Genomic DNA, 12,904 nt, shown 5'->3' on the forward strand with positions numbered 1-12,904 from the left:
CGGGCGTGGTGGACGGCGGCGCCGAGATCGACGTGACGCACGTGCGCGGGCCCGACGACGGGTCTCACGTAGCGCTCGCGAACGGTCCAGCGGGTGCGCGTTGACGAGAAGCAGAGCGGGCACCTCGGACCGTCCCTCAGGGTGCGTGCTGTACCTCTCGAGCCTCCGCGCCCGGAGTGATGGATCGTCAGCGTCGCGGCAGGGTCGGCTCCGGCGCCGGTCCGCCCGACGGGGTCCAGCCGGGCGGGCCGAGGACGTACCCGAGCCGGTCGCGCCAGCGCTGTGCCGCCCGGACGTCGCGGGCGATGTCGGCGTAGTGGCCGTACTGCAGCGTCATGACGTTGTAGGTCTCGACGGGAGTGGTCAGCCCGTACGTCGGGCGCCGCCGCTCGGCGGCGAAGGTGCCGAACAGCCGGTCCCAGACGATGAGGATGCCGCCGTAATTGCGGTCGAGGTACTCGGGGTCGCGGCCGTGGTGCACGCGGTGGTGGGACGGCGTGTTGAACACGAACTCGACGGGCCGCGGCAGCTTGTCGACGAGCTCGGTGTGCACGAAGAACTGGAAGACCAGATTGACGCCGAACGCCGCATAGAGCGTCCAGGGCGCGAAGCCGAGCAGCGGCAAGGGCAGCCAGAAGAAGAACTCGAACCACGGGTTCCACTTCTGGCGCAGCGCGGTGCCGAAGTTCATGAACTCGCTGGAGTGGTGCGCCTGGTGCCCGGCCCAGGCGATCCGCACCCGGTGGCTGAACCGGTGGTGTCCGTAGTAGCCGAGGTCGACCCCCAGGACGACCAGCACCCAGTACCACCACGTGTCCGTGGGCAGGTGGAACGGGGCGAGGTGGACGTACACGACGCTGAAGGCGAGGAACGTGACCACCTTGAACAGCGTCAGGAAGACCAGCGACACGACGCCCATGGAGATCGACGTCCGCGCGTCGCGCAGGGCGTAGCCGGTGACCGAGTCGTCGTGGTCGAGCCACCGCAGGGCGGCGAGCTCGACGAGGATCGCCAGCACGAAGAACGGGGCCGCGTAGGTGACCGGGTTCTGCATGGGGTCGAGCAGCGCGTCCATCCGCCCCTCCTTCGATATGACCGCTGGGTAAGTTACCTCGTGGTCATATCCGGCGCTAGGGTCTCGCCGTGGCCACCCGACCGAACGCCGGCACGAAGGGGGTCCCTCGCGCCGCGCGGGAGCAGGAGATCGTGCGGGTCGCGTCGATCGCCTTCGGCACCGACGGATTCGCGGGCACCGGCGTGGCGGACGTCGCGCGGGCGGCCGGCATCTCCAAGGCGCTCGTGTACAGCTACTTCGGCTCGAAGGAGGGCCTGCACGCTGCATGCCTCGCCGACGCGGGCGACCTGCTGGCCGGCGAGATCGAGCGGGTCGCGCGCGACGGGAGCACCGGCGTCGAGCGCGGGGTGCGCACGCTGGCGGCGATGTTCGCGGTGCTCGAGGACCGTCGCCACGTCTGGCGCCTCCTGCGTGACCGCACCGCCCCGGCGGACGGCGCCGCGGCCGAGGTCGCCGGGCGCTACGCCGCGCGCATCGAGACCCTCGCCCACGAGGGGGTGCTCGAGCTGCTGGGCGACGCCGGGATCACCGACGACCTCGACGTCTCGGCGATGGTCCGGACGTGGCTGGGCATCGTCGACTCCCTCATGGACTGGTGGGTGGCCCATCCCGACGAGGGCGCCGACGAGATGACGCAGCGGGTCACGCGACTGATCGGCGCGCTGGTGTCCGACCACGTCCGGCGTCGCGACTGACGCCCAATGGGCCCGTTCATCGCACCCGGGTGCTCCCGTGACGTCGTGCGTCACCGGTCGAGCAGGTGGACCTCGCGCTCGAGGTCACCCATCTGATCCCGCTTGGTCGGCTCCGGCAGCGCCGACGGCGCGCCGGCACGACGGTCCCGCAGGCAGGTGGTGAGCCGGTCGACCCGGCGCAGGATGCCGCGGCGGAAGAGGAACCAGGCGAGGAAACGGGTGGCGAGCGCCGCCACCAGCGCGAGCGCGACCGAGACGTAGTCCCGCACCCGGATCGCGTTGATGTCCGAGAGCCGCTCGTCGAGCAGCGCCCGCTGCTCGGCCTGGAAGTCCCCCACCTCCGCGCGGATACGGTCCATCAGCCCCTTCCCGAACTCCAGGTGCCGCCGGATCTCCGGGTCGGCCGGACTCCCTCCGCCGACGACGAACTGCCGCTGGAACGACAGGTCCGCCATCTGCTGCCCGGTCAGGGTCCGCAGTGCCTGCAACCGTGCGGTCATCTCCTCGCGGGGGACCTCCCCCGGCTCCTCGGGCGTCAACGTCGCCAGCCGGCCGAAGGCCGACGGTAGCTCCCGGGAGGCCTGATCGAACGGCTCCAGGAACTCGTCCTGCCCCGTGAGCAGGTAGCCGCGGACGCCGGTCTCGGCGTTGACCATCAACGACGACAGGTCGCCCAGGGCGGCGGTCATCTCGAACTTGCGCTGGATGTCGGTCTCGATGGCGACCCGGGCCAGGTTCCCGTTGAGCGCCAGGACCGCCGAGATCAGCACCGCCACCAACGGCAGGGCCACCGTGATCCGCCCCTGGACGCGGATCGGTATCCGCTCCCACCAGCGCAGGGCCGGGGCGACGAGGGCGCCCAGCCTGTCGGCGAACCCCCGGGCCACCCTCGGACAGTACGACATCGGCGCGCGCCCGGGCGCCGGGTCGGTCGTCCCCGACGTGGCCGCGACCGCGCGGGGAGTGCAGGATTCGGCGCCATGACGGTGGTTCTGGTGCACGGCAACCCGGAGAGCACGGCGTTGTGGGACCCGCTGGTGGCCGAGCTGGCCCGCGCGGGCGTGGACGACGTCGTGCGGCTCGCCCCGCCCGGGTTCGGCGTGCCCCTGCCGGACGACTTCCCCGCGACCGTGACCGCCTACCGCGACTGGCTGATCGGCGAGCTCGAACGCCTCGCCCGGCCCGTCGACGTGCTGGGGCACGACTGGGGCGGAGGCCACGTCGTGAACGCGCTCATGACGCGTCCGGAGCTGGTCCGGAGCTGGGCCAGTGACGCACTGAGCCTCTTCGAGCCGGACTACACCTGGCACGACCTCGCGCAGATCTGGCAGACCCCCGGCGACGGCGAGGCCAACCTCGACGAGATGTTCGGTGGGACCCCCGAGCAGCGGGCCGAACGGATGGAGGGCCTCGGCATCGGACACGCCGAGGCCCTGCAGATCGCGGGCATGCAGGGCGAGGAGATGAAGCGGGCGGTCCTCGCGCTCTACCGTTCCGCCGCCCAGCCGGCCATGGCGGAACTCGGCAAGGGACTGCCGGCCCTCGCGGCGCGTCCGGGCCTCGGCATCATCGCGACGGCGGACCCCTTCGGCGGCACCGAGGAGCTCCGGCGGCGTGCCGCGGAGCGCGCGGGCGCGGAGGTGACGGTGCTCGACGGGCTGGGCCACTGGTGGATGGCCGAGGACCCGGCCCGCGCGGCGCGGGTGCTCACCGCCTTCTGGCGCGCCCGGGCCTGGAGCGCCTGAGTCGGCGCGGGCCGCTCACCCCGGCTTCGCGACGACCAGCACGGCGAGCCGCCAGTCGAACCAGGGCCCCGGTGGAGCGGCCGCGATCGCCCGCGCGAGGTGGTCGTCGAACAGCGCGGTGGCGACGGCGGCGCGCCGGTCCGGGTCCAGACCCTGCAGCAGCGAGGGACCGAACGACACCCGCAGCGCCGCGGCGACGGCGCCCGGGTAGTCCGCACCGGGCGTCTGCTGCCACAGCGGGTCGCCGAGGTCCACGAACCGCAACTCCTCGAGCACGAGGTCTCCCCCGTCGGCGAACGGCGCCGCCCACTCGGCCTCGGTGCGGTACCACGCCGGGATCGTCATCGCGGCCCGCTCGGCCTCGGTGACCACGCCCCGGTCGACCAGCTCCCCCAGCCCCCGGGTGACCTCGTCCATGGCCCGCTCCGCCCCGGAGCGCCGCGTCCGGCCCTCGCCGTGGGCGGCCCCGACGACGACCACGAGCCGCGCCCCGGGCAGCATCTCCTCGGCGCGCGCCGTCAGGAACGCGCTCCAGTCGTCCGCCCCGGCCTGCGCCCAGGCGCGGTACTCCTCGGCGGTCGCGGCGCTGGGCCACACGCCGTCGGCCAGCCCGGGCGCCGTCCGCAGCCAGTGCACGGCGATCGAGCTCCAGCCCAGGGACACCGAGGCGGCGGGGAGCACCTGCTCGTAGAACGACCGGCCGACCGCCGCGGTGTACACGCCGGGGCCGCGGTAGCTCCCCGGGTCGTCGGCCACGGTGGTGAACAGCGACGCGAAGTCGTTGTCGGGGAGATCGGTGTGGACCACCCAGATCGGCCGGTCCGCCCCATGGGCCTCGCGGACCGACGCCACCGCCGCGCTCATCGGCACGAGCGAGTTCCGCCCCTCCGAGGCGCCGTAGTCCGCGATCGTCACCCACCCACCCGGATCGACCGGCGCGCTCGTCGCGGCGGCGCGGACCTGGTCGAGACCGAAGGTCGCCGACGCCGCCTGCGCCGACGCGTGGGCGTTGTAGGCCCCGCCGCCCTCCATCGCCGTGGACACCGCGTCAGGCTAGGACCCGGACCGAACGTGATCACGACCCGACCAGGGCGGCGCCCTCCGCCATCGCCCGCAGCTTCATCTCGGCGACCTGCGCGCCGACGCGGCCGAAGCCGACGAAGGTGCCGAAGCCGCAGTCGGTGCTCGCGATGACGCGTTCGGGCCCGACGACCGCGGCGTAGCGCTCCAGGCGCTGGGCGATGAGCCGCGGGTGCTCGACGATGTTGTTCAGGGTGTCGACGACGCCGGGCATCAGGACCTTGTCGTCGGGGATCGCGAGCCCGTCGAGGTCGGCCCACTCGTGCTCGTGCCGGGGGTTGGCGCCCTCGAACGAGATCATGGTCGGACGGGCGGCGAGCACCGGCGGGAGCAGCTCGGCCAAGGGCGCGTCGAGGTGGTGCGGGCCCTCGTAGTTGCCCCAGCACATGTGCAGGCGCACCCGGGACGGGTCGATCCCCTCCAGCGCCCGGTCGATGGCGGCCACGTGCCGCTCCGCGAACGCCACCAGCCCCCGTCGTCGTACCTCGTCGCGGCACCAGAACGCGGTGTGGGCGGCCATCGGGATGTCCGGGCAGTCCAGCTGGAGCAGCAGACCGGCGTCGACGATCGCGCGGTACTCGACGGCCATCGCGTCGGCCAGGGCGTCGAGATAGCTGTCGTAGTCGGGATAGTGCAGGTTCGGGCTGCCGGTGGCGATGCAGCCCGGGGAGGCGGCCGGGACGAACGCGTCGCGGTGCCCGGTCTTGTCCAGCGCGAGCCGCAGGGTGTCCAGGTCGCGCTGGACGGCCGCGGCGCCGACGTAGCTCACCGGTCCCTCGCAGTTCGCGGGCATGATGTGCGCCCCGGCCTGGCCGCCGTACTGCGCGATCGCCAGCTCGGGCGCGGCCTCGAGGTCGTCGATGCTCCACGACGGGGCCTGCCCGCCGAAGCCCGCGAGGCGCTCGCGCACGTAGTTGACGAACCCGGGCTTGCCCATCTCGCCGTCCGAGACGACGTCGATGCCCGCGCCGTGCTGCATCGCGACGACGTCGTGCACGGCATCGGCGACGGCGGCCTCGAGCTCGGCCTCGTCGCCCTTCCCCTCCTGGTGGAGGTACATCAGGCGGGTCAGTTCCCCGGGGCGCGGGAGACTGCCGACGTGGGTCGTGCGCACGCTGCTCATGGGTGTCCTCAGGGAGTCGTGGCGTCGTCGAACGCCGCGGGGCTGAAGCCCTCGAGCGCGGCGATCTTCGTCAGGACGGTCAACCGGTCCGGGCGCGGGATCGTGGGGTCGAGCTGCTGGTAGACGTTGAGCACGTTCTGGGCGAGGCGGCCGTGCTCGGGCAGGTCGGCGAACCGCCCGAGGTCGATGGACGCGATGGCCTGGTCGACGTCGAGGCCGTCCTCGAACCGCTTCCGGGCCTGGGCCTCGACCGAGACCAGGTACTCCCGCATCGTCGAGACCTCGCTCTTGCCGCTGACCGGACCGTGGCCCGGGACGATCGTCTCGACGTCCATGTCGAGGATCAGGTCCAGGGCTGCGATCCAGCGGTCGATCGGCCCGGCCCAGGCGATCGGGGTGCCGCCCACGAAGAGCACGTCGCCGGCGTAGAGCAGCCGGGCGTCCGGGACGTGCACGAGCGCGTCGCCCGGGGTGTGTGCGGGCCCGACCTGGATCAGCCGGACCTCGCGCCCGCCGACGTCGACGCTCTCCTCCCCGGAGAAGGTGCGGTCCGGGCCGGTCGCGGTGATCCCGTCCAGCTCGAACGGCCCGAAGATGTGCCGGGCGAACTCGCCGAGGGTGCCGTCGAGGTGCTTGACCCGCGCCACCGCGTCGAGGGCCTCCTGGGTCATCAGCTCGGCCGCGGCGGCCGAGGCGACGATCTCGACGTCGGGCGCGGCGACCAGCTCGTTGCCGTTGACGTGGTCGGGGTCCGAGTGCGTGTTGACCAGGGTCCGCAGCGGGTGCTGGTCGAGGACCGGTGAGAGGCCGGCGAGCATCTCCCGGGTCAGGGGCAGGTCGAACAGCGTGTCGACCATGAGCGAGGTGCCGGACCCGGTGATCAAGCCGGAGTTGCTCCACCCCCAGCTCCCGTCGGGCTGCAGCCACGCGTGGCAGCCCTGCCCGAGGTCGTGGTGTCCCTTGCGGTAGTCGAGGGTGCTCATCGGGACCTTCCTCAGTAGCCGGTGCGCAGCGGGGTCATGGGTGCGGCCTCCCGCACCGTCTGGCGGGTCTCCCCCAGCACCTCGGACGACAGGGAGACGACGTCGCCGGGCGCGAGCCAGCCCGTGAACGCGAAGGGGTCCGGGGTGTCGACGTGCTCGAGGAGGCAGCCTCCGGGGACGGTGCCCGAGCCGATGACGTCGCCGGGGCGCAGGTCGGTGCCGCGGGACATGTAGGCGAGCTGCTCGCCCCAGGTCCAGTCCATGCCGGCCAGCGAGCCCTTCGCGATCTCTCGTCCGTTGACCGTCGCCGCGACCTCGAACGCGTACCCATCCGGCCCGCGGTAGGCCTCGAGCTCGTCGACCGTGACCAGCGCCGGGCCGAGGGTGATCGCCATGTCCTTCGCCTTGCCCATGCCGATGCCCTGGGCCATGTCCCGCATCTGGTGGTCGCGCGCGGTCCAGTCGTTGAAGAACGTGAACCCGACGATGTGGTCGGCTGCCGTGTCCGGGTGCAGGTCGCGTCCGGGGCGTCCGACGACGGCGCCGACCTCCAGCTCGAGGTCGAACATGCGCGAGCCGGGCGCGATCGCGACGTCGTCGTGCGGCCCGACGACCGCGGCGGGGTTGCCGAAGTAGAACGCCGGCGCCTGCGACCACGCCGGGTGCAGCTCCGGCGGGCGCCCGAGGGCGCGGTAGCAGCCCCGCAGGTGGTCGAGGAAGGACAACCCGTCGCGGATCGACGGCGGGCGCGGGATCGGGGCGAGGAGCCGGACCTCGTCCGGGGCCCGGACCTCCTCCGGCTCCCGCCGCGCAGTCGCCGCGGCGTCGTCGAGGGCCCCGTCCTCCAGCAGCGACAGCACCGTGGTTCCGGGCGGGAGGCCGCGGATCCCGTCGTCGGTCAGCAGCCCGGCGCGCGGCCCGGACTCGGCCTCGTACGTCACCCACTTCACGGCGGCCTCCACGCTGAATCCGCACCCGAGTACAGCTTCGAGAAGGAAGCTACGGCGAGGTGTGACCCGAATCAAGACTGGAGTACGGCTTCGTCACCTGTGCTTCACTGCTCGTGATGGACCCGCGAGCAGCGACGGCGGGCGTGGTCGACCTCCCGGCGGTCAGCACCCGGACCCGCAAACGCCATGAGCGCCGGGACCGCGTCTACGCGGCCGCCATCGCCCTGTTCGTGGAACGGGGCTTCGACGAGACGTCGATGGACGACATCGCGGCCCGTGCCGGTCTGGCCCGCACGACGGTGTTCAACCACTTCTCCCGCAAGGCGCTGTTCCTCGAGGAGTGGGCCCGCCGCCGTCGGGAACGGGCCGCCCGCGCCCTGGAGGACGCCGCGCCGTCGACCCGTCCGCTGCGCGAGGTCCTCGGGAGCTACTTCTCCGGCCTCGCGGCGGTCAACGCCGGGACGCGGATCGAGACGACGGCGTTGATGTCGCTCTCGCTCAAGGCCAACGACGTGTTCCGCGGCCACACCCTGGGCCACGACCTTGCGGAACTGATCACCGCGAGCGGCGAGCCGCTGCGCCCGGGCACCGACGCCGCCCAGGTCGGGCGACTGCTGGCGCTGGGCTACTACTCCGCGGTCGTGCGCTGGATCGAGGTCGAGCCGGCCCCGTTCGACCTCGACCGGGAGCTCGCCGCGGTGCTGGACACCGTGCTCGTCGGTGCGCTCGCCGGACCGAGCCCGGTGCCGAGGTAGCGGTCAGCGCAGCAGCGCGGGGTGGGCGATCTCGTCGAATAGGCGGTCCGCCCGAGACGCGAGGACCGGCTGGTCACCGAGCCACGCCAGGGCCGCGATGAGCGCGAAGAGGTCCGTGCCGTCCATCCCGGCCCGCGCCACGCCGGCCTCCTGGGCGCGGGCGAGCAGGCGGGCACCCGAGGATCGCAGCGCCACGCACGAGGCGTGCAGGGCGGAGTCGGGCTCCTCGATCGCCGACACCATCACCTCGGTGACGCCCCGGTAGGTCGTGGTGAATCGGACGCAGTCCCGCACCCACGTCAGCAGCGCCTCACCCGGCTCCGCCGACTCCAGCTCGGCCGCCTGCGCGGTCATCTCGTCGAAGCTGCTCCGCAGCAGCGCCTCGAGCAGCGCCTCGCGGGTCGGGAAGTGCCGGTACAGGGTCCCCAGGCCGACCTCGGCGCGGCGGGCGACGTCGCGCAGCGACGCCTCGGCACCCTGCTCGGCCACCACGACCCCCGCGACGGCGACCAGGTGCTCGTAGTTCTTCCGCGCATCCGCCCGCATAGCTCTCCACGTTGACAACCGGGTCACCGCTCCGCTTAAGTGGGGCGGTGCTCCGCTTCACGGTAGCGCACCACGACGAACAGCGAGGAGGACGCGATGGCGCCGACGATGCGAGCGGTCCGGTTGTCCGAGTTCGGGGGCCCTGAGGTCCTGCACACCGACCGGGTGCCGGTGCCGTCGGCCGGCCGCGGGGAGGTGCTCGTGGCGGTGCACGCGGTCGGGCTCAACCCGCCGGACTGGTACCTGCGCGAGGGGATGCCGGACGTCCCCGCCGATCTCCGTCCCCCGATGGACCTGCCGCTGATCCCCGGGACGGACGTCTCCGGCGTGGTCACGGCCCTGGGCGAGGGGGTCACCGATCTCGCCGTCGGTGACGAGGTCTTCGGGATGCTGCGCTTCCCCGAGCCGATGAACGCCGACGCCTACGCGGAGTACGTCGTCGCGCCCGTCGAGGACCTCGCCCGCAAGCCCGCGTCGCTCGACCACGCGCACGCGGCCGCACTGCCGATGGCGGGGCTGACCGCCTGGCAGTTCCTGATCGACCTCGGTCACGACCACCCCTCCCCCTTCCAGGACGCCGCGCACCGGCCCGTCCCCCTGGGACCCGGCACCACCGTGCTGGTCAACGGCGCCGCGGGCGGGGTCGGGCACCTCGCCGTCCAGCTCGCGGTGTGGCAGGGCGCCCACGTGACCGCGGTCGCCTCGGGGCGCCACCGGAGGTTCCTGCTCGACCTCGGCGCCCAGGAGGTCATCGACTACACCGAGCAGCGGCCCGAGGAGGCCGTCGGCGAGGTCGACCTCGTCCTCGACGTCGTCGGGGGCCCGGAGAGCCGCCGCTTCCTGCCCGCGGTCCGGCGGGGCGGCTCGATCTTCCCGGTCTACCTCGCGCGGTACGACACCGACGAGGTCGCGGCCCGCGGGATCACCGCGACCGCCACCCAGGTCCGCGCGAACGGCGCGCAGCTGGCGCAGCTCGCCGGCCTGGTGGACGCCGGGACGGTGCGCCCGGCGATCGACGCCTCCTTCGAGCTCGCCGACGCCGCCGAGGCCCACGCACGGGCGGCGCAGGGCCACATCCAGGGCAAGATCGTGCTCACCGTCGCGGACGGGACCTCGACGTCGTCCCCTTCGACCTGATGCTCCCCCTCGACCGCCGGATCGCCCGCGCGAGCCCGGCGCAGGCCACGCCGCCGAGGACGAACCACGGTTCGATGGCCACGAGCACGGGCGGGGACGTGATACCGGAGCCGAGGAGATCGATCACGAGGCCGGTCAGACCGACCAGCCCGCGGAGGACGAGCAGCACCGCGACGCCCAGGAGCACGCGCGGCCACCACCTCGGGGCGAGGTGTCGACCGGCTGGTCCGAGGGCCGTCGCGAGCCCGACGACCACGCCGGCCAGGGCGAGCACGGCCGTCACCGCGTTGTAGGTCGCGAACCAGCCCGTCGACAGGGCCGCGTCGGCGGCGGCCGTCTCCCCTCCGAGACCGGCTCGGCTCCCGAGCGCCCAGGCGACATGCGGCACGGCGAACACGAGGCACCACACCGCGAGCGCCACACCCCACGCCCGCACGTCCACGGGCCGGCGTTCTCGACGGCGCTGCTGCACGGCCACGAGCATCCTCCTCCGGCCCGCGAGGACGTCACCTCCGGACGTCAGGCGCTCGACCGGTACCGGGCCCGCGCGGCGCGCACGAGGTCCCGGGCCGGACCGCTCGCGTGGTCCACGTTGAGGGGCGGACGCAGGAGCCGGATGACCTCCGCCTCGACCGCCCCCGGCTCCGGGTGCGTGCACCACGTGACGCGGAGGTGTTCGGTCATCCACGCGGACAGCCGCACCTCGTCCTCGTCGACGAGGACCACCCGGTCCGTCCGACGGGTGCGGAACCCGTGCTCGTCGAGCAGCAGGCCCGCCAGCGTGCGACGCAGGGTCGACGTGCCACTCCGGCGCATGTGGTTGCCGTGCAGTCGCGACCGCAGGTTCGTCGCCAGGCCGACGTAGAGCAGCCGGAGGTCCGGCTCGGACGCATGGGCTGCTCCGTCGAATCCGGACAGCACCGAGGGAGAGGCCCACCACGCGTACAGACCGGGCCCGCGCGGCACCTGCTCGGCGAGCACGCCCGGCGTCACGGGGGTGTTCCCCAGAAGCGTCTCGGCCACGGGCGAAGGTGGATCGGCCACCCCGGCAGCCTGCCCTACCGGTCGTCCCGCCTCCGTCAGCGTGCCACGGCCACCGGCGTGCTCGGCTGCTTCAGCGACTCCCGGTACGGGTCGGGCGACAGGAACGCCGTCACGATCGTGATCAGCACCATCGCGGACATGTAGACCGCGATCCAGTCGAAGCCGCCGGTCGCGTCGAGCAGGGCGGTCGCGATCACCGGCGCCAGCCCGCCGGCGAACACGCTCGCGCCCTGCGCGCCGATGGAGGCCCCGCTGTACCGGACCTCGGGCTCGAACAGCTCCGAGAAGTAGGCGGGCTGCGGGGCGTAGACCGCGGAGTTCCCGACGTTCACCGCGATCACCGTCGCGAGCACGATCAGCGGGAGGGAGCGCGTGTCCAGCGCCCAGAAGTACGGCCAGCTCATCGCGAGCAGCACGAACGAGCCCCACAGCACGACCCGGCGTCGTCCGAAGCGGTCGGCGGCCCAGCCGTAGAACGGGATCGTCGCGAGCCCGATCGCGGAGGACACGATGACCGCGATCAGCAGGTCGCCGCGCGCCATCCCCAGCACGACGGTGCCGTAGGTCAGGACGAAGGTGGTGTGGATGTAGAACGTGCTGTTCTCCGCGAAGCGCAGGCCGGCGGCCCGCAGCACGTTCAACGGTTGCCGGCGCAACACCGCGAGCACCGGCTGGCGCTCGATGCGCCCCTCCTGCTTCGCCGCCTCGAACACCGGCGACTCGGCGACCCTGAGCCGGATGACGATGCCGACGACCACCAGCACGATCGAGGCCAGGAACGGGACCCGCCAGCCCCAGGAGATGAAGGCGGACTCGGGCACGAGGGCCGACATCGCGAGCAGCGACACGTTCGCGACCAGCATCCCCGCCGGCACCCCGATCTGCGGGAAGCTGCCGAAGAAGCCACGCCGGTGCGGCGGCGCGTACTCGACCGCCATGACCGCGGCCGCACCCCACTCCCCACCGAGCCCGATGCCCTGGACGATCCGCAGCACCACCAGCAGGATCGGGGCCGCGAGGCCGATGGCCTCGTAGGTGGGCAGCAGACCGACGAGGAACGTGCCGCCGCCCATCATCAGCACCGACAGCACCAGCATCGACTTGCGGCCGATCCGGTCGCCGAAGTGCGCGAAGATCACCCCGCCGAAGGGGCGGGCGACGAAGCCGACCCCGAACGTCGAGAGTGCGAGCAACGTCCCCGTGAGCGGGTTCGCCGTCGGGAAGAAGACCTTGTTGAACACGAGGGCGGCGGCCGCGCCGTAGACGAAGAAGTCGAACCACTCGATCGACGTGCCGATCAGCGTCGCTGCGGCGACGCGGCGCGTCTCCCGGGCCGTCGGTGCGGGTGGAGAGCTCGGGGCAGGGTGCATCGACGAACTCCTGACCGGTGGCGACTCGGCGTGATGTGACGCGCACCATAGGCAAGGGTCGCCCGAGATCGCCAGATTCGTCCCGTTGAGCGAGAGGTGGGCCGCTCAGCCCCCGGTCCGGCCCGTTCCCTTCCTGCGCTCGTCCCTCCCGTTCTCCACCGCGCCCCACGCGAGGACGGCGGCGACCGGCGCGAGGACCAGCGTGGCGAACCGGACGACCGGTCCGAGCGCTCTCCGGGCGAGACCGAGGATGATCATGGCGGGCTCCTGGGATCGGTAGGGTTCGGGAAGATACCCGGTCCGCGACGTCGGCGCGCCGATCGTGCCCGTGCACGTCAGGATCGGACGGGGTACGACCCTCCCCGGCCCGTACAGGGTCCCCGAGGCGAGAGAGGCGGTCC

General features: G+C 72.9%; 15 protein-coding genes. 4 read left to right on the top strand and 11 right to left on the bottom strand.

What is annotated here, in order from left to right; genetic code table 11:
• Positions 1–187: 187 nt before the first annotated feature.
• The gene (locus QRT03_RS27500; protein WP_286056346.1) at positions 188–1,075 is read right to left on the bottom strand and encodes a sterol desaturase family protein; all 888 of its coding nucleotides are present in this window, start codon (positions 1,073–1,075) and stop codon (positions 188–190) included.
• Between the two features lie 68 nt (positions 1,076–1,143).
• Here QRT03_RS27500 and QRT03_RS27505 point away from each other — a divergent pair, with 68 nt between their 5' ends.
• Positions 1,144–1,770 carry a TetR/AcrR family transcriptional regulator gene (locus QRT03_RS27505; protein ID WP_286056347.1) on the top strand — a complete coding sequence of 209 codons (627 nt, stop codon included), beginning with the start codon at positions 1,144–1,146 and terminating at the stop codon, positions 1,768–1,770.
• Between the two features lie 50 nt (positions 1,771–1,820).
• Here the strand turns inward: QRT03_RS27505 and QRT03_RS27510 are convergent, their stop codons facing one another.
• A complete protein-coding gene (locus QRT03_RS27510) occupies positions 1,821–2,657 on the bottom strand; it encodes a CHASE3 domain-containing protein (RefSeq protein ID WP_286056348.1) in 837 nt (278 codons plus the stop codon).
• A gap of 93 nt (positions 2,658–2,750) precedes the next feature.
• On the opposite strand from QRT03_RS27510, the gene QRT03_RS27515 reads away from it, so the two are divergent.
• On the top strand, positions 2,751–3,515 hold the full coding sequence (locus QRT03_RS27515) for an alpha/beta fold hydrolase (protein WP_286056349.1): 765 nt from the start codon (positions 2,751–2,753) through the stop codon (positions 3,513–3,515).
• Between the two features lie 15 nt (positions 3,516–3,530).
• Here QRT03_RS27515 and QRT03_RS27520 read toward each other — a convergent pair whose 3' ends face one another.
• Genes QRT03_RS27520 through QRT03_RS27535 form a run of 4 tightly spaced genes read right to left on the bottom strand, consistent with a single transcriptional unit; the run spans position 3,531 to position 7,651 of the window.
• A complete protein-coding gene (locus QRT03_RS27520; protein ID WP_286056350.1) occupies positions 3,531–4,559 on the bottom strand; it encodes a class I SAM-dependent methyltransferase in 1,029 nt (342 codons plus the stop codon).
• A gap of 31 nt (positions 4,560–4,590) precedes the next feature.
• Complete coding sequence (locus tag QRT03_RS27525) at positions 4,591–5,718, bottom strand: cobalamin-independent methionine synthase II family protein (protein ID WP_286056351.1); 1,128 nt, start codon at positions 5,716–5,718, stop codon at positions 4,591–4,593.
• A gap of 8 nt (positions 5,719–5,726) precedes the next feature.
• On the bottom strand, positions 5,727–6,701 hold the full coding sequence (locus QRT03_RS27530; protein ID WP_286056352.1) for an MBL fold metallo-hydrolase: 975 nt from the start codon (positions 6,699–6,701) through the stop codon (positions 5,727–5,729).
• A gap of 11 nt (positions 6,702–6,712) precedes the next feature.
• Positions 6,713–7,651 (bottom strand): fumarylacetoacetate hydrolase family protein, encoded by a 939-nt coding sequence (locus QRT03_RS27535; protein ID WP_286056353.1) that lies wholly within the window; start codon positions 7,649–7,651, stop codon positions 6,713–6,715.
• Between the two features lie 116 nt (positions 7,652–7,767).
• On the opposite strand from QRT03_RS27535, the gene QRT03_RS27540 reads away from it, so the two are divergent.
• On the top strand, positions 7,768–8,406 hold the full coding sequence (locus QRT03_RS27540) for a TetR/AcrR family transcriptional regulator (protein ID WP_286056354.1): 639 nt from the start codon (positions 7,768–7,770) through the stop codon (positions 8,404–8,406).
• 3 nt (positions 8,407–8,409) lie between these two features.
• Here QRT03_RS27540 and QRT03_RS27545 read toward each other — a convergent pair whose 3' ends face one another.
• The gene (locus QRT03_RS27545; protein ID WP_286056355.1) at positions 8,410–8,952 is read right to left on the bottom strand and encodes a TetR/AcrR family transcriptional regulator; all 543 of its coding nucleotides are present in this window, start codon (positions 8,950–8,952) and stop codon (positions 8,410–8,412) included.
• Positions 8,953–9,048: 96 nt separating this feature from the next.
• On the opposite strand from QRT03_RS27545, the gene QRT03_RS27550 reads away from it, so the two are divergent.
• Positions 9,049–10,089, top strand: coding sequence for an NADP-dependent oxidoreductase (locus QRT03_RS27550; protein WP_286056356.1), 1,041 nt, complete (start codon positions 9,049–9,051; stop codon positions 10,087–10,089).
• Here QRT03_RS27550 and QRT03_RS27555 read toward each other — a convergent pair.
• The 4 genes from QRT03_RS27555 to QRT03_RS27570 all read right to left on the bottom strand — a co-directional run bounded on the left by QRT03_RS27555 (position 10,046) and on the right by QRT03_RS27570 (position 12,761).
• Positions 10,046–10,567: a hypothetical protein gene (locus tag QRT03_RS27555; RefSeq protein ID WP_286056357.1), complete on the bottom strand. Its 522-nt coding sequence runs from the start codon at positions 10,565–10,567 to the stop codon at positions 10,046–10,048. The two genes, QRT03_RS27550 and QRT03_RS27555, sit on opposite strands and share 44 nt — an antisense overlap.
• Before the next feature lie 41 nt (positions 10,568–10,608).
• Positions 10,609–11,112 (bottom strand): GIY-YIG nuclease family protein, encoded by a 504-nt coding sequence (locus QRT03_RS27560; RefSeq protein WP_286056358.1) that lies wholly within the window; start codon positions 11,110–11,112, stop codon positions 10,609–10,611.
• 56 nt (positions 11,113–11,168) lie between these two features.
• Positions 11,169–12,503 carry an MFS transporter gene (locus QRT03_RS27565; protein ID WP_286056359.1) on the bottom strand — a complete coding sequence of 445 codons (1,335 nt, stop codon included), beginning with the start codon at positions 12,501–12,503 and terminating at the stop codon, positions 11,169–11,171.
• 105 nt (positions 12,504–12,608) lie between these two features.
• Positions 12,609–12,761, bottom strand: a complete 153-nt coding sequence (locus QRT03_RS27570; protein ID WP_286056360.1) for a hypothetical protein — start codon at positions 12,759–12,761, stop codon at positions 12,609–12,611.
• Positions 12,762–12,904: the final 143 nt, after the last annotated feature.

Source organism: Actinomycetospora termitidis (assembly GCF_030286555.1).
GTDB classification, from domain to species: domain Bacteria; phylum Actinomycetota; class Actinomycetes; order Mycobacteriales; family Pseudonocardiaceae; genus Actinomycetospora; species Actinomycetospora termitidis.